The 25461-nt window shown below is 50.9% G+C and carries 19 protein-coding genes and 3 pseudogenes; 12 read left to right on the top strand and 10 right to left on the bottom strand.

Features of this window, described 5'->3' with window-relative positions; all coding sequences use genetic code 11:
• Window positions 1-270 (bottom strand): transposase (locus BMX68_RS21340; protein ID WP_177178870.1); only part of this gene is annotated, 270 nt, incomplete at its 3' end.
• 192 nt (window positions 271-462) lie between these two features.
• On the opposite strand from BMX68_RS21340, the pseudogene BMX68_RS21335 reads away from it, so the two are divergent.
• From BMX68_RS21335 to BMX68_RS21320, 3 genes and pseudogenes are all read left to right on the top strand, one after another.
• Window positions 463-1793: pseudogene (locus BMX68_RS21335) on the top strand (tyrosine-type recombinase/integrase).
• A gap of 904 nt (window positions 1794-2697) precedes the next feature.
• Window positions 2698-3678, top strand: a complete 981-nt coding sequence (locus BMX68_RS21325; RefSeq protein ID WP_017130383.1) for an integrase domain-containing protein — start codon at window positions 2698-2700, stop codon at window positions 3676-3678.
• Window positions 3675-3947, top strand: a complete 273-nt coding sequence (locus BMX68_RS21320; RefSeq protein WP_074862590.1) for a hypothetical protein — start codon at window positions 3675-3677, stop codon at window positions 3945-3947. The genes BMX68_RS21325 and BMX68_RS21320 overlap by 4 nt, the downstream gene beginning before the upstream one ends.
• 206 nt (window positions 3948-4153) lie before the next feature.
• On the opposite strand, the gene BMX68_RS21315 is transcribed toward BMX68_RS21320, so the two are convergent.
• Genes BMX68_RS21315 through BMX68_RS21305 form a run of 3 tightly spaced genes read right to left on the bottom strand, consistent with a single transcriptional unit; the run spans window position 4154 to window position 8421 of the window.
• Window positions 4154-4813, bottom strand: coding sequence for a hypothetical protein (locus BMX68_RS21315; protein ID WP_017130384.1), 660 nt, complete (start codon window positions 4811-4813; stop codon window positions 4154-4156).
• Window positions 4797-7883: an HsdM family class I SAM-dependent methyltransferase gene (locus tag BMX68_RS21310; protein WP_017130385.1), complete on the bottom strand. Its 3087-nt coding sequence runs from the start codon at window positions 7881-7883 to the stop codon at window positions 4797-4799. The genes BMX68_RS21315 and BMX68_RS21310 overlap by 17 nt, the downstream gene beginning before the upstream one ends.
• 43 nt (window positions 7884-7926) lie before the next feature.
• Entirely contained in the window at window positions 7927-8421 is a 495-nt protein-coding gene (locus BMX68_RS21305) for a MerR family transcriptional regulator (RefSeq protein WP_017130386.1), read from the bottom strand.
• A 408-nt stretch (window positions 8422-8829) separates the two neighbouring features.
• Here BMX68_RS21305 and BMX68_RS25690 point away from each other — a divergent pair, with 408 nt between their 5' ends.
• The 3 genes and pseudogenes from BMX68_RS25690 to BMX68_RS21295 form a co-directional block, all read left to right on the top strand.
• Entirely contained in the window at window positions 8830-9801 is a 972-nt protein-coding gene (locus tag BMX68_RS25690) for a phosphoribosyltransferase-like anti-phage protein (protein WP_143063339.1), read from the top strand.
• Between the two features lie 56 nt (window positions 9802-9857).
• Window positions 9858-10472, top strand: coding sequence for an NADAR family anti-phage protein (locus BMX68_RS21300; RefSeq protein WP_256218823.1), 615 nt, complete (start codon window positions 9858-9860; stop codon window positions 10470-10472).
• Window positions 10473-10773: 301 nt separating this feature from the next.
• Window positions 10774-11379, top strand: a pseudogene (locus BMX68_RS21295) (IS630 family transposase); the annotation flags it as partial.
• A 509-nt stretch (window positions 11380-11888) separates the two neighbouring features.
• Here the strand turns inward: BMX68_RS21295 and BMX68_RS21290 are convergent.
• The 4 genes and pseudogenes from BMX68_RS21290 to BMX68_RS21275 form a co-directional block, all read right to left on the bottom strand.
• The gene (locus BMX68_RS21290) at window positions 11889-12701 is read right to left on the bottom strand and encodes a DUF2797 domain-containing protein (protein WP_157214211.1); all 813 of its coding nucleotides are present in this window, start codon (window positions 12699-12701) and stop codon (window positions 11889-11891) included.
• 50 nt (window positions 12702-12751) lie between these two features.
• Entirely contained in the window at window positions 12752-13873 is a 1122-nt protein-coding gene (locus tag BMX68_RS21285) for a DegT/DnrJ/EryC1/StrS family aminotransferase (RefSeq protein WP_017130390.1), read from the bottom strand.
• Window positions 13839-15131 carry a hypothetical protein gene (locus tag BMX68_RS21280; RefSeq protein WP_143063338.1) on the bottom strand — a complete coding sequence of 431 codons (1293 nt, stop codon included), beginning with the start codon at window positions 15129-15131 and terminating at the stop codon, window positions 13839-13841. The genes BMX68_RS21285 and BMX68_RS21280 overlap by 35 nt, the downstream gene beginning before the upstream one ends.
• A gap of 391 nt (window positions 15132-15522) precedes the next feature.
• A pseudogene (locus tag BMX68_RS21275) lies at window positions 15523-15909 on the bottom strand (transposase); the annotation flags it as partial.
• 544 nt (window positions 15910-16453) lie between these two features.
• Here BMX68_RS21275 and BMX68_RS21270 point away from each other — a divergent pair.
• The 3 genes from BMX68_RS21270 to BMX68_RS21260 are packed head-to-tail and all read left to right on the top strand — an operon-like array spanning window position 16454 to window position 19529.
• Window positions 16454-17548, top strand: a complete 1095-nt coding sequence (locus tag BMX68_RS21270) for a nucleotidyltransferase domain-containing protein (RefSeq protein ID WP_074862585.1) — start codon at window positions 16454-16456, stop codon at window positions 17546-17548.
• Window positions 17549-17550: 2 nt separating this feature from the next.
• The gene (locus BMX68_RS21265; protein ID WP_017130393.1) at window positions 17551-18228 is read left to right on the top strand and encodes a nucleoside/nucleotide kinase family protein; all 678 of its coding nucleotides are present in this window, start codon (window positions 17551-17553) and stop codon (window positions 18226-18228) included.
• A gap of 5 nt (window positions 18229-18233) precedes the next feature.
• On the top strand, window positions 18234-19529 hold the full coding sequence (locus BMX68_RS21260) for a hypothetical protein (RefSeq protein WP_074862582.1): 1296 nt from the start codon (window positions 18234-18236) through the stop codon (window positions 19527-19529).
• An 85-nt stretch (window positions 19530-19614) separates the two neighbouring features.
• Here the strand turns inward: BMX68_RS21260 and BMX68_RS21255 are convergent, their stop codons facing one another.
• A complete protein-coding gene (locus BMX68_RS21255; protein WP_017130395.1) occupies window positions 19615-20274 on the bottom strand; it encodes an HD domain-containing protein in 660 nt (219 codons plus the stop codon).
• A 693-nt stretch (window positions 20275-20967) separates the two neighbouring features.
• Between BMX68_RS21255 and BMX68_RS21250 the strand changes: the two genes are divergently transcribed.
• Window positions 20968-22320, top strand: coding sequence for a Fic family protein (locus BMX68_RS21250; RefSeq protein WP_026013009.1), 1353 nt, complete (start codon window positions 20968-20970; stop codon window positions 22318-22320).
• A gap of 186 nt (window positions 22321-22506) precedes the next feature.
• Here BMX68_RS21250 and BMX68_RS21245 read toward each other — a convergent pair whose 3' ends face one another.
• Complete coding sequence (locus BMX68_RS21245) at window positions 22507-23430, bottom strand: LysR family transcriptional regulator (protein WP_017130397.1); 924 nt, start codon at window positions 23428-23430, stop codon at window positions 22507-22509.
• Window positions 23431-23639: 209 nt separating this feature from the next.
• On the opposite strand from BMX68_RS21245, the gene BMX68_RS21240 reads away from it, so the two are divergent.
• Both BMX68_RS21240 and BMX68_RS21235 read left to right on the top strand, forming a co-directional pair.
• The gene (locus BMX68_RS21240; RefSeq protein WP_026013010.1) at window positions 23640-24908 is read left to right on the top strand and encodes a 3-isopropylmalate dehydratase large subunit; all 1269 of its coding nucleotides are present in this window, start codon (window positions 23640-23642) and stop codon (window positions 24906-24908) included.
• Window positions 24905-25420, top strand: coding sequence for a LeuD/DmdB family oxidoreductase small subunit (locus tag BMX68_RS21235; RefSeq protein WP_017130399.1), 516 nt, complete (start codon window positions 24905-24907; stop codon window positions 25418-25420). Before BMX68_RS21240 ends, BMX68_RS21235 begins: the two co-directional genes overlap by 4 nt.
• Window positions 25421-25461: the final 41 nt, after the last annotated feature.

Raw genomic sequence — 25461 nt, 5'->3', positions numbered from 1 at the left:
GATATTGCGCCGGCACTCGGCTTCGAGGCGCCGTGATGAACGGATCCGCTGGAAATAACCGTAGAGGTAAAGTTTTAGCTGATCGGCTGGATCGTAAGAAGGCCGGCCGGTGCTTTTGGGAAGTGCTTTATCAAAGCCTAGTCGCACCAGATCCAGTTTGGAGACGTAAAGGTCGATAACGCGAACGAGGTGATCCTCGGGGATCAACTCTTCCAGCGATACCGGAAACAGGCTGGTCTGGCTGCGGGACTGTCCCTGGATGTAAGCCATAACGAAAAATGCTCCGTATCTTTCGATACGGAGCATTTTCTTCGAGCACTGCGCAGATTGCTAGGTTTTCACACAGTCTGTTTTGGCGGGTTTTTTCGTTCCAGGACCCTCCGTCGGGATCCAACAAAATCCCCCTTCTCCGAGGGTATGTTAGGGGTACTGCGATTTCCCGGTCAGGAGCGCGTACCCCCTATGCCACGTCTAGCGATCCCCCTCAGCGACCTGCAATGCCGCACGGCCAAAACCCGCGAACGCGCCTACAAACTGTTCGACGGCGGAGGCATGTACCTTTTCGTCAAACCCAATGGCGTGAAGACCTGGCGCTTGAAGTACACCAAGCCCAGCGGCAAGGAAGGGACGCTCATCATCGGCAATTATTCCATCGTTACCCTTTCCGTCGCACGATGTAAGCGAGACGAAGCCAAGGCGTTGCTGCTCGACAACCTCGACCCAATGGAAGAAAAGAAGAAGGCCAAGATCGTAGCCCAGCGGGCGGCACTGCTTTTCGAAACCGTTGCGCTGGAGTGGCACGCCGACATGTCCCGTCGCTGGACCGAAGGCCACGCAAAAACCGTAATGAGCCGACTGCGCACCCACGTCTTCCCGCTGATCGGCCAACGACCCATCGCCGAACTCGATACCCATGACCTGCTAGAGATCACCCAGCGCATCAAGGAACGCGGCACCATGGATGTGGCGTTACGGGTACAGAACTACTTATCCACCATCATGCGCGGGGCCAAAAAGGGCTCGGCAGATCACCATGAATCCTGCACTGGATCTGGCAGGCTCGATTCACGCGCCGCGCACAGTCCATCGCCCGGCCCTCTCCCTCAACCGCCTACCCGAACTACTACACCGTATCGACAACTACAACGGCCGCGAGCTGACGCGCCTCGCCGTCCTGCTGACGTTGCATGTATTCGTCCGCTCCAGCGAACTGCGCTTCGCTCGATGGAGTGAGTTCGACCTTCAACGCGCCATGTGGGAAATCCCCGATACGTGCACACCGATTGAAGAGGTACGCAACTCCACACGTGGGACCAAGATGAACGGCGACATTCAAATGGTTCCGCTGTCGCCGCAGGTCATCGAAATACTGGAGCACCCTGCGCAGCCTGAGTCGCTTTTCAGAGTTGGTGCTACCGGGCGACCACAAGTACTGGAAGCCCATGTCCGAGAACACGGTGAACACCATGCTCCGCAACGCCGGCTATGACACCAGCAAGGACGTGTGCGGCCACGGCTTCAGGACCATGGCCTGTAGCGCCCTACTGGAGTCCGGGTTATGGACCGACGCAGCCATCGAAAGACAAATGAGCCACAAGGAACGCAACCGTGTACGTGCCGCGTATATCCACAAGGCCGAATTCCTCGAACAGCGCAGGCTGATCATGGCGTGGTGGAGCAACTACATCGACGCCAACCGCCATGGGCATGTGACACCCCACGAATTCGCTCATCCAGTCGGCGACAACATCACAGCCCTACAAAATAGCCGTGGCGCATCCAAACGTGGGTAAGCCTGTGAGATCACCGTTGTCCGCCCTTCCACGCGGGTCCATCCAAGCGGGGCTGCAAAGCCGCCCTGCTTGGATGGACCTCACTTAAAAAATCTAAAGCCCCCACAACTGTCTGTGGAAAACCACTGATTTCCACCGGTGGATAATTTCATCCACAGCCCCAGAACTACCGAAAATTCGAGCCTTGACCCGAATTATCCACAGGCGTAGAAAAGATCGGGCAAAGCGCTGTCGTTGACAGCAACCCAGGTAGCCAGAACCTTTAAGGCTACGCCACACCGTGGTGGTTCTCCCAAAGTGCGATTAGCGTCCGGCGGCTCGCACGGTCACAGCGATGTGATGGATGCCTACTTTTATCAGTGTGCCCACTGCGGCAACTCATCCCCTTTCATAGCTGCCCTGCAGCAACCTATCCGCTTGGCCATTTACTTGCGCCAACCTGCGCCCGTCTCTTTCTCCCGGAAAGAGACGGGCGCTCCTAACGCTGCTACAGCTCAACTCGTAAAAGGCTTTGCGGCATTCCCCCTCGTGACAATCGGCGTGACAAACACCGAAGCCGCTAGCAACAGCAATGCAGATGATGGTGCCGCAGCCCACGGAATGGACTGCACCTGACTGACAGTCAGGTATGCCCCGGTCATCGCATCACTGCCTTCACCCGACTCAGGATCTCGCGGCGCTGGTCTCGTCAGCCAGCGCAGCCTCCACCCGCCCGCTTCTTCGGAAGTGCTCAGGAGGCCAGATCATGAGATGCCCAAGCTCCCGGTCGTAAAGAGCCGCCAGTCCCGCGTTAGTGGACAACCCTCACAGGTCGCAGGGGCCTTGATCCCTGATAACACTCAACATTCTTGGCGGGATGACGTGGGGAAAGCTTCAAAGATTTGGCTTCGACAGGAATTTGATCATGGCACTGGTAGGTAAACGTGACGGGCGCAATTTTGGCTATGGCCGGCAACTGAGTTATGCCGGGCCACAGGCGCTACGTGATCTGTTTGGCGGCGGGCATTACGGGACGGTCAAAGCACACAGTGATCGGTGGCTGGCGTTTGTACGCTGGTGTCGGTCGGAGGATGGCCCGGGAATTAATGACGCACGGCAGATTGATCGGCAGACCTTGCTGGATTACGCGGAGCATCTGCGTCACCTGGTTGAACGCAGCGATCTCGCCATCGCCACTGCGCAAAACCGATTGTCCAGCGTCAATCGGACCCTGGCAGCGCTTCGCGGTGATCAGTATGTGAAAGTACCGAGTCCGAGCAAGGCGTTGGGAATGCGGCGCTCCAGTGTTCGTCGCTCGGTGCCGCAAGGCCAAGACCGCGAATACGTGAAGCGGGTCGTAGACGTGCTCTGCGGACATCGGCAGTCGCGCGCCGCGGCTATCGCGCAGTTGGCGCGAGCCACCGGTATGCGCTTACGCGAGGCGATTTTGGCCGACCTTCCGCGTCTAAAGCGTGAGGCCGAACACTACGGCAAGATCAACATTCAAGATGGCACCAAAGGCGGCCGTTCGGGAGCCTCAGCCCCCCGCTGGATAATGATGGATGAGCACATCCGCGACGCACTGGCATTCGCCTTTCAAGTCTCGCCAAATGGTAGCCGCAACCTGCTTGCACCGAATGAAAGCTACCTCGATTTCCAACGGGGAATCGTCCGCCCTGCCCGAGACATCCTCCATCAGCAAAAGCTCAAAGGCTTCCATGAGTTACGGGCGGCCTATGCGTGCGAACGCTATGAGCAAATCACCCAACATCTCGCGCCCATCAACGGCGGCAGGTGCTACCAGCTCGACCGATGCCTCGATCAGGAGGCCCGAGCACAAATCAACTATGAACTCGGACACGGCCGCATCGACGTGGTGTCGGCTTACATTGGGGGTCGAACATGAGTAAGCCTTTCGACATGGAGTTGTTCATGACTGGCGTACTCACCGGATCAGATGCTACCCGTCAGCGCCATACTCAACAGGCCAAGATTATCCAAAGTGCAATTTCGGAGCACTGGGGACGAGAAAATCCGTGGACTTGGCAGCGAAAACATCTCACGTGGTTTCTGAATCACAGAATGGATAACCAAAAAGAAGCAACGCGATATTACTACCGGCTAACTATCCAGTTGATAGCCGTCCGCCTTGGAAAAAAGAACTCAAACATATGATCACTCTTTCCGGCATGCAACCTCCTGCTGCAGAGCCGTCGATACAGACAGTAGAAAATGGCAAACTGAGAGCGATTCAGTAACTAGAAAGCTGTAGACCGCTCAGCCATCAATTGGCCAGTTTTAACTCCAGAGCGCCTGCTAGCTGATGGATTTAGCTATTCATGGCTTCGGATCAAAAGCACAAATTTCAAAAAATTGATTTTTTATGCTGTATTGGCGGCTGACGTCATGTCGACAAATACATGCATCAGACTGATCTGATGAGCGCAGCCAGCCTGCTGTAAGACGCTGGCGTACATATCTAGGCAATTAGGATGGACGGGAGTGGCATTCAAACTAGCAGCCTCGCCATGACCTTTGCGTAAATGCTTGTCGATACTTTTTACAAGTCTGACCGTTGGCTGCTTGATGACGTAGCCGAGCATGACACCCCAATGGTGTCCTGCTGCATACCTCCCAGAAGCGAAGCGATCGACTCCTTGAGTGACATAACGTTGATTTAGCGTAGGCTCGTTATCAGCAACGCGCTTGCACTCAACACCGACATAGGCTCCCTCATCACCAAACTGATGTAGGAACTTAAAAATAATATCAATTCGCCCCTGCACATCTGTCGAGGAACTATCGACGTCTAATAGCTCATGCTCCCCCATGATTTCTATGTTGGTAAGCGAGAGTTGACGTTTCACTCGGCGCATTGCTTTTTTCACCAATGTGGTGATAGGAACTTCAAGCATACCGGCCGTCACATATGTGTGGGCTTCCGTAGAGCCGAGGCACAGAAGATCTGAAACAATCGCAACTTCATCTTCTGAAAGATCAAGTGAAGGGCGCCCCACTGGTGTATCAGGAATGAACTGCATGGCGATCCTTCATCCAATGGTCCGCCAAAATGACGTCTGCGTCATTGAGTCCAGTGGTACGCATCCAATAGCGAACCTCGGAAGGCTTGAGAACCAACAATTCGTTGTCACCGTACATGCGTAGTTGCCGACGCTCATTTAAATAAGGAGGGACATCTAATTTGTTTTGTCCACGCAGCACAGCACCCAGCCGTTCCATGTCTGTGTTATCTCCTAAATGCACGATTGGCTCATCTGTTGCAACACCTGGCACCATCATGAACTTGACGGCAGTAATACCGGGAATTCTATCAACGATGTTTCCGGCCGCGATTCTGCGCGAATAGACCACAGCCTCTAAATGGCGTACTCGTTTTGCTCGAAGAAATGCATTAACGACCCGTATGACTTCGCCTGCATAAGCGGTTAGCGCAGCAACATCCGGCGTCTTTACGAATGCAAGACGCTGCGCACGACCTTCAAGGAGAAGCATCCGAGCGCGAATAATACTCTCACGAGCGATCACTGTTTCATCACGTTCCAACTCGTATAGATCAAATACCGCCTGATCGAGTGCTTCTAGGGCCTCTGGGTCATCTGGATTAGCAGCTGCGTTACGCTCAGCTTTTACCACTGCAGCCAAATCCGCGCTATCAGCTGTTCTGAGGTCAGGGACTCGAATAGCCAACACATCGTTCGGTTCTACCGTCGGCCGCTCTAATCCCCACGCGGCACCGCCGAATGCCAACTGAAAGGTCGTCAGGCTCGAGTTGAGGATGGCCGTGAGAACATATGCCCACTTCTCGTCGTTATCCGAAAACGAAATACCATAAAAACTCTCGGTATACAGTACGTCGTTTGTGCAGACCGCAGCGCTGTAACGACCAACTTCCACCCCATAATTAGCACTTCCCTTTGGACAAACTACTAAAGGTCCTTTGTAAATACTGGGACGACGTGATCGATGAAGCGTCAGATGCTTAAATACCGACAACGAGTCAGACTTGATCCGGAACGGAGTAAAAGTATCTGCAGTTAACACTCGAAGCTTATAGTATTCATCAGGTGCCGGTAGTGCATTAGCACCCTTGACTTGGAAACCTTGGCCTCGAGTTTCTAGCTTTAACAAACCTGCATTATTTAGAGACTCATTCAACGTAGGAAAGCGACGCTCTAATTTTTCGATCAGCCAGCCATCACGCGCAGTACCGAAAGTTGCAGCTTTTAACATTGCGGGCGTCTGCAAGGCTCGTTTCAGCGGCAAGCTTCTGAACTCACCCGGCCCTACATGAAATACTCCGTTGCGTTTAAAGTCTGGCGTCCATGGAATAGAACCGATCATCAAACTGCTCTCTGTACCCGCCAGCGCGCACCGTGCAAAAAACAACAAAGCGGGCCCACTCGCGTCAGGAAATAATCCCTCCTTTCGCAGCGCAGACAGGTTGACCAATGCAACGGGTGTCAGATGACTGAACAGGGCCTGGCGTGCATCGATGGCATATGGGTCCTTTGAAAAGAAAGGCGATGCCTTCATTATCATGCCAATTCGGCCGTGCTCTCCAGCCAGGCGCGAGGCTACCCACAAGAATTCCTGATCGGGGCTGCGACGTGGGCGTGCCGTTTCCTCTTTCCCCAGCCTGCGTTTAGCGCGAGGTTGCTCCTGGCGCACAAATGTCCAAGGGGGATTGCCGACAACCGCATCAAAATAGCGTTCGGTTATTAATGTTGGCAGCTCATCTTGTACTGTATCCGCCTCGAACAATGTGCTGCCTATTAACCGATGAAACTTCAGATCGGCAATATCCGAAACCGGCTCGTCGTCTAATTCAAGTGCCGCCAGATAAAGGCTAAATGCGGCAATACCTAACGCAGATCGGTTTATATCAATGCCATACAAGCGCTTATAAAGTATTTCGCGCACTAACGCTCTGCTAGCAGGCTTGCCGTGTGTGTTTTTCCACACAAGACGCCTGAAAGCCTCGACCAGAAAGGCTCCAGAGCCACAAGTAGGATCTATGATGCGAGCAGTGGCAGGCAGCGCCTCGAATACTGGATCAAGTGTCAAATGCACTAACTCAATAGGAGTGTAGTGAAGTCCTTGATCATCTGCTTGGTCGGCAGCGCTAGAGCGTGCAAACTGCTGATAAATCGAACTTATCAGATCAACGGGAATAACATCGTAACGGAACTGGAACAGCCGTCTTTGACCGGAAACAAGGCTACACCCTTCGGTAAAATCGCGTAAAAGTGCTAGATGAGCCTCGCCCAAACGATGGTGCTCTGCCCCGGGGTCATCCATCGGAAACAAATCGCCATTGAACGTAGCGCGCAACCAATCGAATAGCTCGAACGCACGCTCATCGGTCGCGAACATACTGGTGATCTGGGCAGGCATACCTGCAGGTAGAAAAGGTTGGGCTATAGCGCGATCGAGCAGGTATGAAGTGAAGATACAGCGGCCAATCAAGCGCTGTGCAAAGTCGCGCGCCGCTTGTGCTTCTGCACGCTCATCCTCCAACGCCGGACCGTAGGCCGGGGGCAGGCGCGTCAAATGCTCTTCCAATGCCTTGATTTCGGAAAGGAGCTCGCGATCAACACGATGCCGGCGATCAATTGTCTTTCCGATGTCGCTTGACCAGAAAGCACCGGTTTCCGTGGCGTGGCGGCCACACATAGAGTCAAGCTCACTCAGTCGCTCTTCAGCATCCAGCGCAAATACACCTAACGGCGCAGCGGTCACTTGGCCATCAGTTTCTCGTTGCGGGGAAGCAAAGCAATCATACAGACGGATATCGGTGGGAGTAACGATCCATAGCAATGGGGCCAGGCCGAGGTTCCAAGCGGCCTCATGCCAACGGCCGATATCAATTTCCGAAGGTTGCTCGCTACCCGCATCTTTGAATATTGCTGTTGGTGCTTTTTGAGCGGAGAAGACGGCATCCGCACTCAGCCCTGTTCTACTCGCAGACAGTAAAGGGCGAACTCGAGCATCCTTCTCGTGGCCTGCAAACACTAGTCCCGGAGCAGCTTTGCCGTCGGGTAGTAAATAGCCGGTTGCCGTGAGTGCCTTCTTAAAGGCGGAACTGCTCATGTCAAACAGCCTCGATACGATGGGATATGAATATTTAAGTAGTTCATCTGCGGCGTCCAAAAGCGACCGCGAAATCGCTAGTTACGCCAGTAGCAGGAAAAAGGGGAAATTGTGCGGTGGGGATCGGCGGCGACATGGAAAAATCATCAGAGAGAATTTGCAGATGCGAATCAAGCCTCAACACGATAAAGGCGCCTGCTGGATGGCCGTTTTCTGTTGAGTCCTGCAAGCACCATGCATCTCCACCCTGCAATACCAACGACTGCCCCCAAAGCGAGAGAAAGGACCTCTTTCTCAAACCATTTCCCAAACTGAAGAACAGCTGTTGGTGGGCTTGTAGCTCCAGCTTGAAGCGCTCTCGGAGTGTCACTGCCAAACGCAGCAGGAGTATTGTTTGCCAGGAATATTGGGCGGGAGAGCCATGCCCTTTGGGTTTGATGTCCGCTGGAATCAAGGCCCTACGACTCGTCCACTCTCGAAGCTGATCTGTCGAGAGACCTGTGAGCCTCGCGGCATCGCGGGTGGTGACGAGATGCATAACATTCAATCCATGAAAAAGAACGGGTAGTCTACCCGTTTTTTACGATCGAGTAGATAACGTAAACAGCCACTGGTCGTGGAGGACAGCTTATTTGTCGCTTGGTGAACCGGCACAATTCGTTACGGATGCTTCAGTCTTCATCCTGAGAGGGGGCCACTCTCGACCTAGAATCCACATGAAAACGGATCGGCTTTGTTCAATTATTGGAACGCCATTTGGCCCAAGCTAGGAAGGAGTCGGCATCAGCCGTTGCCAAGCAGTATGCAAGACGTCAGAGGGGGTGGAGAAGCTCCCAAGAAATTTAAGCCACTCGTAGGCTCAGACTAAGGTACTAGATCCAGCGGGCTTCTCAAACGCACACAATAGTGGCAATCTGAAATCTCACTAATTTGAAAGGGATTTTTTATGGCCGCTCGGGAAGGGTTAATTACAGAACTATTAGAGACGATAGGCGATTATCGCAAGGGGAAAATCAAGCCTCTCGATTACGCCCATGTCGAGAAATGGATAAGTCAGTTTGAGCCAGAAAAGCAACTCCCAATACTTAGTGAAATGGTACACACACTTAAAAAAACATACTTCTCAAAAAAACGCATAGAAGATATTTTTTTGCAACTGATCAACCACAGTAAATCTGCTGGGCCAGACCCTGCAAAATACTGGAGCACGGTATCATTACTGGATATCCAGGAAGGTGGAAATAGCCAACATGAGTTTGTGGGAATCTTGTCCAACCTTATCACTTCAAAGCTTGGTGTTACGCCACTAATAAACTCCAATACGGCGAGTGTATACTGGTACATAGACGATGGTTTATTCTCCGGATCACGCGTAACCAATGATGTGTCGAAGTGGATAAAAAACAACGCACCATCTCGCGCCACGCTGTTTATGACAATCATAAGCCTACACAAATATGGCGAATACAGCACTAACAAAAAGCTCAATGAAGTTATAAAGGAAAGTGGAAAAAACATAACCATAAATTGGTTACAGCATATATATCCGGAGGATAGAAAACGCTACATGTATTCATCCGATGTTCTACGGCCGACATGTGCACCTCAAGATGAAAGAGTTACCAACTACATCCAAGGAATGAAGTATCAACCCGTATACCGACAACCAGGCAGCATTGGTAGTTTACAGTTTTTTACGTCTGAATCTGGACGTCACTTGCTAGAGCAAGAGTTTTTGATAAAAGGAATGCATATCAGAACCATATGCTCCAATTTGAAAATTCCCCATAGTCCATTGGGATTTAGCACATTAGAAACTCTTGGTTTTGGCTCCATGTTTGTGACGTATAGAAACTGCCCAAACAATGCACCTCTAGCGCTATGGCGCGGGCGATCCGTGGTACCCTTTGTTCCCTAGGTCGACCAATGCTGATGCGGCTATGGAGCGAGCATTCGAAGCATTGTAGGGAGAACATGATGGGGAAAGTAGCAATCCGTACTTATGAGAGAGATCGAAGCATTGTGTTCCTTAAAACGCAAGAGAAATTCGGCGGCCTATCCAATATGGCTGGCGGCTTCCCTATTATTATAAATGGGACAAAAATTCTAACATCGGAAGCTCTCTATCAGGCCTGCCGCTTCCCTCATCTACCAGATATACAAAAATTAATAGTCTCGCAAACAAGTCCGATGACGGCAAAAATGCGAAGCAAACCGTTCCGAGAGCAATCACGTCCTGACTGGATGCGCGTAAGAGTACGTATTATGCGATGGTGCTTATCTGCAAAATTATTGCAGAACTGGTCAAAATTCTCATCCCTTCTGCTTGAAACTGGCGACTCCCCTATTGTGGAACAGTCTCGAGCCGATATGTTCTGGGGAGCTGTTTCAGAAGACGACGGTAGGTTAGTTGGTGCAAATGTCCTAGGGCGGCTGTTGATGGAATTACGAGAAGGAGTTAAGAAAAATACGATTCCACCCAGCGTTCCCCCACTGCATATTGACGACTTCAATATTTTTGGATCCCCTATTGAGATTGTAAACTTGAGAGAGACGACCGAGCCATTTCAGCACGACACACTATTCTGAATTAGCATTGAGGCAACGTTTCATCCCAAGTTCGATTCCGCTAAAATCCATATTTAGCTGATTCATTTATAGCTATAGGTAGGGGTATGCCTAGTTTTCCACCGACTTCCAGCCCCACAGAAAACCTGGCCTCGCCAAAAGCTACCGTTCGTCTGGTGCCACCATACAGAACAACGACTTAGGCTCACCTCACGGTGGGCCTTTTCGTTTTAGGCGTCCCGTAGTAGATATTTTCCCCGTTCGTTCCCCGTTTCTTTAAAAGACTGTTGACCCACCCTCGTCAGCCATCCGCGCAACAAGCCATCTGAGCCCTCCAGACAACGCCATGGTGTTCTCGGTTGACGAGAAAACCCAGATCCAGGCGTTGGATCGTACTCAACCAATGCTGCAACTTCGGCCCAGGCAGATTGAGCGGCGAACCCATGATTACAAGCGCCACGGCACGGCAAGCCTGTACGCCGCGTTCGACATCATGACTGATGAAGTAATGGGCCGGATCACCCAGCGGCACCGGGCCAAGGAACTCTTGGATTTTCTCCGACAGATTGATAGCAACACACCTGCCGCGCTGGATTTCCATGTGATTCTGGACAACAGTTCGACCCACAAAACCGCTGCGATCAACGCCTGGCTGGAAAAACATCCGCGCTTCAAGTTGCACTTCACACCGACCAGCGCGTCTTGGCTGAACGCAGTGGAAGGATAGTTTCCGCAGTTGGAGAGACGGGCGCTGTATCGAGGTGTCTTCACCAGCGTTACTGACCTGAAAGCCGCCATCCGGCAATTTATCACGGCTCACAACGAGCATTCGGCCAAGCCGTTCAAATGGAACAAGACGGCAGAGGCTATCATCAGCTCGGTATATATGGCAAAACTGAGTGTGATGAAAAATAAGCTAATGAATTAAACGCTCGGGACACTAGATGCTCTGGAGGAGCTAGGGAACCGCTGATTTATTCCATTTTTCACCCCCTCAATCCTCTGGAGGCCTTGATTTATAAGGGAGCAATAACGATCTTTTTGAATAAATCAGCGTTTCCCTAGGTATGGTACAGCGGGACGTAAACCAGTATCGTTTAGCGGGTTAATGTTTCGAGAGTCTAATCAGTGTAAATGTAATGTCGCGCCTGAGTCATACAAGGTGGCTTAGGCGGGCGTACGAGACAGAGTCAGGCTTTTGGTTTTCGTCATTCCTGATAGTCTGGTCGGCTCTGAAAAATTCAGGGTGGTGCACATCAAATGCCACGGTAAACGCAAGCCGCATTCGGTAGGTGTACTTGGTGGATCGCTTACAATACCGGAAAGAAGCGAGTGCCGAGCAACAGGCGGTGTTCGCCACAGGAAAACCCCAAGAGTAGGCTTTCGACTGTTACAACGGGGAGCAGGCTTGGCGCCAGGCGAGTTGGATGGTCTTTATTAAAATAACGTCAGATTTTGCCGGGGTCGCATAACCGAGTCGAAATGGACCACGTGTGACTTGAACCTGCTCATATCACAAAGATAATAAAGCCCATCGGTCTCGAATATACAAATGCCCCCGACACTGAAGCAGATCCTCCCGGATACCTCGAGCGGTGACTCCCTCGACACATCGATCAAGGCAGAGAACGGTATCCGCTCAGGCTTGTAATAGGTAGTCAGATCCACCGTAAGACCGGCCCGATCGCCCAGGACAGCGGACGCGGAAATCAGGTTTAAGACTCTTTCAAAACTCGGCTCAGGATCGTATACAACGCCATACCTGACGAGCGACCTCGCCTTAAGAGCGACCGAAACCTGTTCCACAATCGAGGCGCTCGAAGACACAAAAGCCTCCAGCTCCCTGGCCGAAGCGGCGTCGGCGCAGTTGAAGATCTCTCGAGCGTATATCGCGCCCTGATCCAACCATCGATCATTAAGCCGTCCCGAATTAGAGATACCGACCTTGATCAAATCAGGCCCAAAGGACGCCAGGTACACGGAATGCGGCGATGCATTGTAATTTCGCTGTTGCTGCGAAATTTGTGCAGCAGGGACATTGTAAAAAAACGGGCTGTATCCGGTCTTTTTTACGCAGGCCTCACAGGAATTGCCATTGGCAGTCAACTGGCTCGATGTAGGGCATGGATGCGGCGTAAAGCTAGAAAGATCATACCAGCCGCTGCAGAACCTTGCACTCATCCGGCGCAAAGTGATGGGGCAGTCCAGTAATGCCACCGTACGCCTGCCGTGGGTGCCAATGTTGTCCAAGATGAACTGCCCACCTTCGGTGGTATAACTCAACCCAGAAAAAATATATCTCATAGAAACTGGCTTACCGCTTTATTAAATAATTCACTCACCGCAGAAATCTGCGACTCTGTTAATTCTGGCAAGCACGGAATCGACGTAATGTTATACGCCATGAACTCTGCATTTTTGCAGAGTCGAAAATAAGGGCTCAGCAGCGAGTACCGATAGCTTGGTTTAATATTATATTTGATCGCATTGCTGGGCACGCCACGCTCATGGCAATAACTAATCAAGTTGGCCGCGCACGCTCTTTCAGCCTGGATAAAAAAGCCCAGATTGTAAAAATTCGGATGTGAAGTTGCCTCAAACTCTATCGGCGCGACGATGGCCGGGAGCGACAGTTGAGCAAGCAAAGCGCTTGCAACTGTTTTGCGAGCGGCTATCTGACTCTCAAGCCGCGTCAATCTGTCCTGCCCAAGCAAGGCCTGTGGCGCTCCCAGCTTGAAATTGAAGCCCATCACCTCGCCCCGACAGTAGCCAAGATGACTATAGGCTTTCATCCTTTCATACAGCTCAGTGCTGTTTGTTAACACAAACCCGCCCTCCCCTGTGGAGAGCAATTTATTATCGTGGGTACTGAAACAGCCGATGCTCCCTACCGTTCCTGAAAACTTGCCCAACTCAATGGAACCGTGTGCGTGCGCAGAATCCTCAATCAACGGCATCGCATTATCAGCCAATACATCGATCAATTCACGCGTTAAGACTGGGTATCCCCACAGCGCTACAGCCAGTAAAGCCTTTGGCTTGAGCTCGATTGCTTTCTTTAGATCCTCTGTGTCGAACCTGAAGCTACCCACCTCAACATCAACAAACAAAGGCTCCGCCCCCAGTTGCAAAATGGGGAGAAGTGAAGGGATAGGGGCCAATGCGCTGACGACGACCTTATCGCCCCTTTGTACGCCACATGCGTAAAGCGCCAAAAAAATCGCGGCAGACCCTGATGCGACGGGCAGTGCATACTCGGTACCAAACCAAACCTTCAGTTTTTCTTCATAGCTTGAAACTGACGGAGAAGTCCCTGACAGCCGCTTGTCGTGAAAAGCACATTCTAAAGTGGATAGATAACTGGTCGACGCCTCATCAAAAAACTTTTCAGGCAATTGCTCTACCAATGTCAGGTCGCTCATAGATTATCGTCCGATTAAAAATCTCTAAAAAATGCCTATGATGATGATTTTTCAGCCGCCGATATTGCAAATTGTCCTTGCTCAGCAGGTGATTGATATCTGAAACTTCTACGTAATGGTTAAGCTCTTCAAAAATACTCGACGAGGGCTTGTCAGTCACTATGTGCAAGCAGGAAAACGGCACCGGCGTGGAGACTGCCCTGTTAACCAATGCGATGCTTGCGGCGATAAACGAAATCTCATTATCGATCGTTTCTGCGCCATTGACATTGAAGTGATTTAATAGAAAATTCGTTTCCTCGACCAGCGTTGGCAATGAAACATGTACCGTTTGGGACACTCCCATTTCCGAGAGTATGGTCTCATCAAAAAAGGCCGGGGGCGCCTGAACATGAGTAACCTTATTAGCTTCCCACAGAAGAAATTTACACGGCGAAACCATATCAAACAAATCAAGCTTTTGTGAGATCGCGCCCAACTTGGCGATGTAAACAATACCCTTGGTAGAGCCAAGCTCTGCGCATACCTTTGCCACATTCCCGGCGGCGCTCCCCCAGAACGAATGCTTGATCGCTATGATCCTGATTCTGAAAATGGCATCAGGAAGGGTGAGATCGATCACGCTGAACGATGTTGAATCATGCAAGTTTTCGACAAACAACCCATCACTTATGACTTGAGCAAATGCTTTGTCACCCTCACCAATGACATAAACATCATCTGGTCCTTTAGTGTGCTCAAGATAAGCAGTTAGCCCTAACCGATCCGAGTAGTGCTCTGCAATTTCAGGATAATAAAAAGCCTTCATTGCCTCGGCTGCATGGGCAGCTTTAGCATAGCTGGCTGAACGTTGCCCTCTCGGGCACAAAAAAAGCACTGCGCTTTGAACGATAGAAGCATACTGGAGAAGGTATTCTTTAGTGGGAGACACACTAATAGTCAGTAGCGTTTTTCCTTCCTCATTTTCTACCAACAGCCAGGAGGGTCGCTTATTATTAGCTATTTTTTTGTAGCTGAATGGCATGGGCTGAAGTACGTTGAGCATTTTCAGCTTTCTGTAAACAAGAAAATCTTCAAGATCTTCAAAGAAAAAAGAATGGCATTCGATTCGAAAATCATTGCACACGGCAATCGACAGTAACGCAAACTGTTCGCTGGTTATTTTCGATCGAATGTATCTTAAAAAATTTCGACTTCCCATGGAGTGGTCAGCCGGAAAGACAGGGTTGATGCTTATTTGCCTGGGATTGAGGAACACGAACAAATCCTTTTTTTCATTCAATGAAAAACTGCGCATCAGTCCTTTAGTGGCACATCCATGTGCCCTATTCAGTCCGTTATTGACGTGCTACTTAGGCCTTTGCATGTACGCCACCGCCGCCGCCACCGCCGCTAGCGGTGAACGTGGTCTTAGCACTTACAGCACTTTGCTCTTGCGTGTTCAGAACGCGGATACTAGTCATAAAAAATCCTTCTTAGATTTGTAGATCCGAAGTGCGGTATTGCTCTTCGCAGGACAAAAATTAGCAGCAAATTAATTTATGTCAATATTTTTTTAAAATTCTTTCCTCGGATACTAACGTCCCCTCTACCTAAGTCACATCCCCTGTTTCCCCAATACATACGGGCTAAGTGTGATTCATAACCCACTAGGCACTGTACGAAAAGTAATGTCGCAAATACCGCATAGCACAAGCTAACGAGACCATCGCTGCATAACTTTTCGCAAGCTTGTCGAAGCGTGTGACGATACGACGGTTTTCTTTCAGCCAGCCGAACATGCGTTCGACGATGTTGCGCTACCGGTATTTTGGCCGATCAAACAAGCGAGGCAAACCGAGCTTGGGTTTGCGTTTCATGGATCGCAGAGGGATTACCGACTGCATCCGGTAACGGTCACAGTAGCGACGCAGAGCCTCAACATCGTAGCCTTTGTCAGCCAAAAGCCAGCGACATCGTTTGCGAGGACGACCGCGCAAACTGGGGATATAGGCTTCATCGAGCAGTGGTTGGGCATACGAGATGTCACTGGCCTGTCTGCCCCTACCGAATATCGGTGTTCAAGTGCAGCGATGGCAGTGTCAAAGGATTTCGTACAGAACCTAGTCAGGTGTCAATCCGCCCTAGTGATTTAAACACTGTCAGTCGAAACAGCAGCAACCGCCCCTAAGGATTCCTGAAGGCTATTCGTGCTCAACTAATTTTAATTGCTACGACACATGTCATATTGCCATCAATTTTCGATATTTTAGGCAGCTTGCTTTGTGAGTATTTTCGACACTATTTCAAAAATTCAAAACCTCCTTACCGGAGTTGACAGCTTTTGTTCGGCGTGTTAATTCTAAGAAGTAAGTTTGCTTGAAACGGAAATCAGCATGGAACAAGGATGCTCCAGATGCCCCAGACAATTTGCGTACCCGCAATCCAGCCAGCAGCGGCTAACGAATCACGACACCTACCTTTCCTAAATCACTCCTTTTCAACTGTTGCGCACATTGAACTACGGCCAGTGCTAACCCACATGTCTCTGCAGTGTTAAAACTGGCGGCCTGAATCATCATTCCTGTGAGAGATTTATCGATGAACCACGTCCATAAACAAGATGCCAAAGCTCTATCCTCTGCCGATATATCCGCACTTGAAGCCTTCCTGGATAAAAACTATCTCAAGAATCAACAACCTCTATTTACCTTTTTGTCAGGGTCAATCGCAGAAGGTCTATCAACACCTAAATCCGATTACGACATTTATGCCGTTTACGATGAATGCGAAGAAACTGAAATCCTGCTGACCGATTTTGAACGCCCGATTGAAGTCACCTCCATAAAGCTATCAAAGCTGGTTGGTATATTTGAATTTGTTCACACCGGTAAGGATTTGGCGAACATTTCGCCCTATGAGCTGTTGCTGTGTCATCGCGTACATTCAGGTATCGGCTTGACCGGTCAGGCAGCCTTCCAGAAACTAAAAAACCTTCTGGATACGCAAACATTCGCGGAGCGACTGTCCGAGCTATGTTTCCTGTATGCGGAGCGCTCGCTAAAGGTCTGCGCCGGGAACCTCCTAGTTAATGATCATGCTTCAGCGCTGCTCAACGCTCACCATGCCGTCAGGCAAACATTCAACCGCTTACTGGCAGTCTTCGGTGCGACATCGCTGCTGGAAAAGTGGCAACTGGCTTACGCCGAAAAGTATTTGGGGCTGCAGCACCCAGCCTATAAAGAATTTATCCAGCTGATGTCAGTGGTGCCCTATGAAAATGAGATCACAGGCAATATCTATATAGAGCGGGCATTCCGCTTTCAGCAAGTAGTGGGCGACTACGTTCGATTCGAGGCCGATGAGTTGGGCGATTTTGACTGGAATGCCAGGTTCCTGCACAAGCCGAATGATACCGGCAATATGATATTACGTAAGTCTGCGTTAAGTCGCGTTATTGAGACGCAGGGAAAATTCTACATGGTGGTTTCCTCTACGCCTTTACTTGAGCTACCTGCGACGGCCGCCAATCTGTGGGCACTGATTGACAATACGTCATCTATCACCACGCTACAAAAGAAGGCTGAAGACGTATTGAAATTAACTCCCCAGACCTTATCCGAATACCTCGAAGCTTTCAGCTCAGTCGATGTGCTGGCTGTTGATAAATTCAATTTCGAACACTATAAGGTCTGACCATGACTGATAAGCAATTTTTTGTTGCGTTTGAGGGCCTGGATGGTGCGGGAAAGTCGACTTTGTTTGAGGCGCTTGGTCCCTTGTTAAAAAATCGAATCAAGAGCAAGCTCGTCCTTGTCGATAAAAAATACCCGCCTGCGTTTTCCTCCTACACCGACAATCATATCTCCACTATCCGCAGCATCCTTTGGGAGTACCCCAAGGGTGCGCCGATGGACGAGCTTGGCGATATGCACTGGCTGTATTTGCTGGCAGCCTGGTTTCATGTCATAGACAACACACAAATTAAGCCCGCTCTGGTTGAGGGCCACAATGTCATAATGGAAAGCTGGTGCTATAAATATTTGGTGCGCTATCGATTAAAAGCCGACTATATGTATGAAGCCATGCTGACCGCCTTCTACAGCCTCACACGCCCCAGCCCGGTTATATATATAGATGTAGACCCTAAAATTGCCGCAGAGAGAAAGACCTCCTATGGCTTTTCAGAGAGTGGAGGAATGGATGGCTTGAAAGGCTCAAGCAAAAGCGACTTCATTGCCTATCAAAATACACTCAGAGAGATTTATCTGGATCTCGCCGCGCAAAACGGTTGGATGATAATCAAAGCAGACCATAAACCCATTGATTTCATGGCACATGAGGTTATGGAGTCTTTATCAGACTTTGGGATATAACATCCATGCATACCCACACATCCAACTATCTAAAGTTTTATAAATCTAATATTTTAAAATTTTCCGCCAACCGTTTTTTTCCGTACTTGGGCATTTCGCTCGTAGGCATTCTGGTTGCCAATAAAAATTTCGAAGAATTTTCTTTTTTCAGCTACATCTCTTCAGCTTTTGTATTTCCCGCGACCATAGCCACTTTTACTTTTTACGCAATCGGAAATTTAACCCCCTCGCCGAAAGACACTGAAAACAAGGACATCTTTAATTCCATCTTTTTTTTAGCGTTGGTTTTCGCCAGTTTGGTAGCGTCAGCCTGCAGTGTTATTCTGCTCTTCTCTTCCAACGAAATTTCCGCCTACCCTTCTAATTACAAGGCTAAAGAGCTGGCTGCCTGGTACATTACCTATATTTTCATCTACGTCCTTACTAGTTTTTTCAACTGTTATTACGAGGCCTGGATCAAAGATCGCAGCAGTAATATCGGAAGAATGATCGGGTTTGTACCACTCATCACCCTTGCCATTATCGGATTTTTCATACATAGCCCATTAAACTACTCTTACGCCGTGGTTGTACTAATGACTGTCTGTGGTTTCTTTGAATTAATCTACTACCTCTACATCAGTAGAAAAAATCGATTGTTCTCCTTACACGTCAATCTCGACACGATGCGTATGCTCATTGCAATAGGAGCCCCCCAAGGTTTTGGCTTGGCGCTACAACGGCTGGCATTTTTCATGGCAAATAAACGATTATTACTTATTGATAAAGATTTTGTTTCGGTATTTTCTGTTGCTATCAGTATAGTTTCTCTACTGGCCATTCCCGTTTCAGCATTTACGCAAATCCATAGTATCCATGTCACTCGAAATAGAACTGAGCCTCTTCATGCACACCCTATTCTGTTGTTACTGGCCAGTGCGCTTCCCACGGCAATACTCATTACATGCTTCGACAACCTTATTCTGCCCTTATACGGTTTGAGAGCGGACTTATTGGGCCAGGATCCATGGATCAGTTTGGGGATTTTGGCAATGTTGCTGTCAACCGCCTCATTGATGTTGGTCACGGCTCACCTTAGAGCCTACGGGCAGAGCGTCGCGCCACAAATCATAATTAATCTGTCTGTCTATGGTGTCTATGTCTCGACCGTTTTCTCCGGCTTTCTGGATAACAGGCCCTTGTCGTATTTACTTTTTACCTACGCGATCACGTTTTTGATTTGCCTCTTGCTGCTTACATCACGCGAGCGGCTCAACTTGCTAAAATTTGGTGTTCCCAAAGGTGCCCTGCACGCGAATTAAGCGATTGATGGTGCATCGACATCTGTTGCCCTGTATTGCCGGTACAGGATGTCGCAGGCTCGGAGTGTCTCGCTTGGACTAGGCATCAGTACTCCAACGCGCGGACCTCCGCCATGAATGCGCTTAGAAAGTGATCAAGACGTTGATGTCTTTTTGCCGCCATGCGCTTACCTTCATTTGTTCTAAACCCGGAGGCCAGTCTGAGCAGCTTGGTTTGGAAGTGTTCGATAGCGAACTGCTTGTCTTGGTATTCCCTGCCAGATGCCGTTGGGTTGGTCACATCATATAAAGCCGCCCCCATGCGGCCCGCTGTATAGAAGCACCTGGCGATCCCCACCATGCCAATTGCATCAAGCCTGTCACTGTCCTGGAGTATTTTGGCTTCGAGTGTGAGCGGTTCCAACCCTGCGGAAAAGCTGTGGCTTTCTATCGTGTGCGCCACTGCCATGACCTTCGACTCTGACCATCCCAAGCCGGATAAAATAGTCGACGCTTTTTCCGATGAGAGTGTTGAAGCCTTCGCTCGCAGTGGCGAGTTTTTCTCGACAGCAACGCAATCATGCAGGATGGTCGCCGCCAAAAGAATCTCGAGATCCCCTCCTTCCATGGCCTGAATAACGCTGGCGTTAACCCAAACACGATGGATATGCGAAAGATCGTGCGAGCCATCTCCACTGTCCTCAGGAAGATGCGTCAGCAGATCGGTGGCCAGGCTTTGATACGGAAAAAACAGGTTATCAGTCACTTTTACCTCTCTCGGCGAGTGGCGAGAACGTAAGGTTGTTGGCGCTTATTGAAAACTGCCCCCCTGCCGATTGAAAATTGACCCAGGGGGGATTGCTGATTTTTGCCCCAGCAATTGTGGATAAGCGTAGCAGCAGTGTACCGGTTGAAGACGCATCAAGCCCCATCGCATGGATGCATGCAGCAGGGCGCTTATGGCACGGATCAAAACGGCTCATCGTCCTCGATATCATCTCCGTCCTTACGTGCGTATATCGGCCCACCGTGACCGCCTATTTCGGTAGGGGCGTGACCGATTTCCGCCTGTTCCGAAACAGCCGGTCACGCCCTTACCGAAATGACCAATCACGTGGTTAGCGAAATACCCTCCACTGCGTTGCGCATGACTTGACGCGCGGCCACCCTCAGTCCCATTTCGGGGAATCGAAGGATGGCGGTGCCGCGAGTAGCCATGCGTAATATCAAAGTGAAGTGCTGGGTATTCCAAGCCCGCGAGTTGCCTCAGTGAATTGCCTCGCTGACCTTCGAAGTCATTTCGGCGGTTAGCGGAGTTAGGGTTCAGTGAGATCGCCTCACACCGCTGGCCTTTCGAGGCGCTTATGAACCGTCGAGCTCACCATTTCAAAATCTACAAAAATTGAAATGCATGGAATGTAGATGTATGCTCATTTCAAATTCAGGGAAAATTGAAATCATGATCAAGTCGCCGCCAAAAGCGATCCTTAATCCCTTCGGCCGCATCATCAAGGAGCATACCGATCAGATTGGAGCCTATCTGGAGGTCGGTCAGGTCTTAGACGGCCAAGGCCGCTATCTGCCTTTCGACAAAATGCGCTTTCGATTTCCAAAGGAGCTGGACCAGGCACTTGCGTGGTCGGTAGTAAAAAGCGCGAGAAACAAGCAACTGGCTTCTGTGATTAGCCTGGGGCAGCCGCCACAAGTGTGTAACTTCCTCTATACCCCAGCAATGCATATTGCCGTATCGGCTTGTGACCAGAATACGACTACAGCAGCGTTAGAGTGGATGTGCTCCAGCATTGGAGAAACGAAACAGTTGCAATATTTGCTCAATGATCTGGTTGAGGATGAAGCTATTAGCAGCAGCCAATTAGAGGGTGCTGCCACTACCACGAAAGTCGCCAAGGATTTATTGAGCAGAAAGCGTGGCCCAAGAACGCCCGATGAAAAAATGATCATCGGAAACTTTAAAATGATGCAACATGCCTGGGAATGCCGTAACAAAGACTTATCGCTAAAACTAATTACTGACCTACATCAAGTCGGGGTAGAAGGTATAGATGATGAGCGGTATTATCCGGGCGTATTTCGTAGCGATGACAACGTAGTCGTGGAAGACGGAGAAGGAAACGTAGTTCACCAGCCTCCTCCTGCCGAACATTTGAAGGCGCGACTACAAAAGATTATTGAATGGGTTAACACTAACCATACCGATATCAGCAACCAGAATTACATCCACCCGATGATAAAGGCGATCATATTGCATTTTATCGTAGGCTACGAGCACCCCTTCCACGATGGGAATGGCCGGGTAGCAAGGTCGCTGTTCTACTGGTACCTGTTTAAAAAGGGGTTTGGCGGCTTTCGGTACATCGCTATTAGTACGCTGTTGAAAATTGCACCTATAAAATACGGGAAGAGCTATCTGTACACCGAAACTGATGAGATGGACTTGACGTATTTTATCGATTATCAGTGTCGCGTGATTGCTAGAGCGATTAGGCAATTCAAGAAAAATTATGACGATGCTGTGGCATCAATCGATGCCTTTAACACATTCTTGTACGAGTCCGGCCTGTTTGGAAAATTGTCAGAAAAGCAACGAGTCGTTTTTAACGTTGCTAGATCTGGTAATAATAGATTATTTACAGTTAACAACGTTAAAGAAAACCTCAACTGCGCGTACAATACAGCTGCGACGGTATTGAATGGTTTGGTTGGTCTGAAACTGTTCCGCAAGGCCAAACAAGGAAACGAATGGGTCTATTCAATGATTGAGCCTAAGCAGATCCTAAAATCTTGGACCTGAGTCGGCCAGATAACTACACCTCCTCTTAATTTTTTGTGTGTGGTACACAACCAAACGTCCTCCTGCAAGCCTCAAATACACACAACACATAACAACGCTTGAAATTTGAGCGGCAAAGGAAGAAACGTACTTTCTTCCCGGCCAGTGACTTGATACACCCATCGATATTGTCGTTGGATCCCGGCTTCACTGGCTGAGCCCCATGGGGTCGAAGCTGGGCTTGGAAAAGTCGCAGTGCAGGATGCAGAGTTGGGCGATCTGCGCGCTAAAGCCGGCAATGCTGTCTTCGCCCAGGTACACCGCGTTGTACTGAATCAGTGGGCTGGGTTCGTCCAGGGTGATCTCACGCAGTAGGTTCTTGCGCGCTAAATCGCTGAAATACAGCGATGGCAAGTAGCTGACACCGAAGCCGAGTATGGTCAGGGTCGCCAGGGAGATCAGGCTGTTACCGGCGTACACCTTGCGAATTCGGGCGGTTTTCTCCTTAAACCAGGCGTCGTAGACCACGTCCACACCGGAACGACCGGTCTGCGTCAGGATCGGGTACTGCGCCAACTCATCGAAACTCAGGCGCTCGCCCTGGTTGTCGATCAGGTCGGGACGGCACATCCACGACAACCGCATTTCCTGAAGCGGCACCGCCACCACTCGATCTGCCGAGAACACCTTGGGCACTATCACCAGGTCGACTTGGCCAGCCTGGAGTTTTTCGACCAGGTTGATGCTCAGGTCGATCTCCGGTTCGAAAGAGATATCCGGGTAGCGCTCACGAAACGCCTGTACCAGTTGTGGTAGCCAGGTCAGGGCGATCAGCTCGGTGACGCCGACTCGGAAGCGTTTGACCTGGGCCGATTCCTTGCCCATGCGCGCGAGCAGGCGGTCGCGGTTGCGCAACATTTCCTCTGCTTGCTCGACGAATTCGAGGCCGTCGTGGGTCAGCTTCACCCGTCGTTTGGAGCGGTCGAACAAGGCCTTGCCGAGGAAGATTTCCAGCTCCGAAACCCGTTTGGAAATGGCCGACTCGCTGGTGTGCAGGCGCTCTGCCGCGGCGGCGAAGGTCCCCAGGCGCGCGCCCCAGAATACCGCTTCCAGTTGTTTGAAACTGAGCATGGCAGAGCGTCCTGAAGCATAGAGAAGGGATGACTCTAACATGAATAAAAGTAGTCATTCATGCTGATATTTAATCACTTTTACTCTTTGCCAGTAAAATCCATACTCCACCTCGTACTCACCGTTTGGTCTCGGCCAAGGGTGTATTGAGTCAGTGAGTGGCCTTAGGCGCTCCTTGTATTACTGCTATCGCTTGAAGGGGCTGGTCCTTGAACGGATTGACTATCGCCGAAAAAATTCTCTCACGCTCTCTGGGCCGAACGGTCGAAGCGGGCGAATTAGTGATCTGCCAGCCCGACTTTGCCATGGGCACCGATGGGTCGATTCCCATGGCCCTGGATTACCTCAAGCAAATGACTGGCGGGCTACTGCGCAAGCCCCGTTACCCCGAGCGCCTGCTGTTTGCCCTGGATCATTACGGCGCAGCCTCGGGCACCAAGGCTTTGGGCTTGCAGGAGCTGGCCCGGGACTATGCCAAGGCCCATTGTGTGGCGGTGGCCGATGTTGGACAGGGCATTGGGCATCAACTGGTCATGGAGTTGGGCCACGCCCGGCCAGGGCGGATAATGGTCGGTGCCGACTCTCACAGTACTTCCTATGGTGCCTTTAACGCCTTCGCCACCGGCATAGGCTCCTCCGACCTGGCGGGCATCCTGCTCTGTGGCCAGGTTTGGTTCAAAGTGCCGGCGAGCATTCGTGTGGTGCTGCACGGGCGGCTCACACCAGGGGTTGCGGCCAAGGATCTGGCTCTGCATCTTGCTCGTCACTTGCGCGCCGACGGCGCCAACTATTGTGCTCTGGAGTTTGCCGGGGTCGGGGTCGGCAGCCTGGATATGGACGACCGCATTGTGCTCGCCAACATGGCGGTGGAGATGGGCGCCAAGGTCGGCCTGTTCCCCTGTGATCAGTTGACTCACCAGTGGCTGGCTGCCCTGGGTGTGACCGATTACCAACCCGTCGAGGCCGACGCCGATGCTCGCTACCTGAGCAGTCTGGAGGTCGATCTGGGCCAGGTGCGAGCACAGGTCGCGCTGCCGCATAGGGTCGATAATGTAATCGATGTGCGCGATGTCAGCGCCACCAAGGTGGATATGGTCTACCTGGGCACCTGCACCGGTGGCCGGGTGAAGGACTACCGCGAGGCGCTGGTCGAATTGCAGGCCAGGGGTGGTATCGCTAAAGGTGTGCAACTGGTGGTCACCCCGGCCTCCGAGGCGGTGCGTGCGCAATTGGCCAGCGAGGGCCTGTTGGCGGCCTTCGAGCAAATGGGCGCGACCATACAGCCGCCCGGTTGTGGTTCCTGTTGCGGTACCTGCGGGGTCATTCCGGCCTCGCAAAGCACGGTGCTGTCCACCGCCAACCGTAATTTCAAGGGCCGCATGGGCAACGCCGAGGCCGCTATCTATCTGGCGTCACCACGGGTCTGTGCCATCGCTGCGGCCACGGGTGAGCTGAATGCCGAGGGAGTCCCTGTATGAGTTTGTTACCCATCAATGGCCGAGCCCGAGTCTTCGCCGACGACATCAACACCGACTACATCATCTCCTCCCATCGTAAGAAGGAGACCATCGATCCTCAGGTGCTTAAACAGTACCTGCTTGAGGACGCCCAGCCAGGTTTCGCCCGGACCCTGGGTAAAAGCGACATTTTGGTGGCAGGCAAGAACTTCGGTTGTGGCTCGGCCATGGAGGTGGCGGTCACGGTGGTGCTGGCGGCGGGTATTCGCGCAGTGGTGGCCCAGAGCTTTTCCCGTACCTATCTGCGTAATGCCCTGAACAATGGACTGATGCCGGTAGTGGCTGACACCCGGACGATTGTCGAAGGTTCGCCGCTGAGTTTAAGACTGGATGAGCAGGGCCGTTTGCTGCTGGAGCATGGCCAGGCTGAACCGATTGTTTGTGAGCCGTTGCCCGCCTTCGTGCTGAGCATGCTCCAGGCCGGTGGGCTGGTGGCCTACCTGAAAGACCAAGGGAGTTTGCTAGCTTCGTAAAGGGATAGATTGTGGTGCATGACCAATAATTAAAACAAAGG

This window comes from Pseudomonas agarici (genome assembly GCF_900109755.1).
GTDB classification, from domain to species: Bacteria; Pseudomonadota; Gammaproteobacteria; order Pseudomonadales; family Pseudomonadaceae; genus Aquipseudomonas; species Aquipseudomonas agarici.
This window is presented reverse-complemented; position numbering and strand designations above follow the sequence as displayed.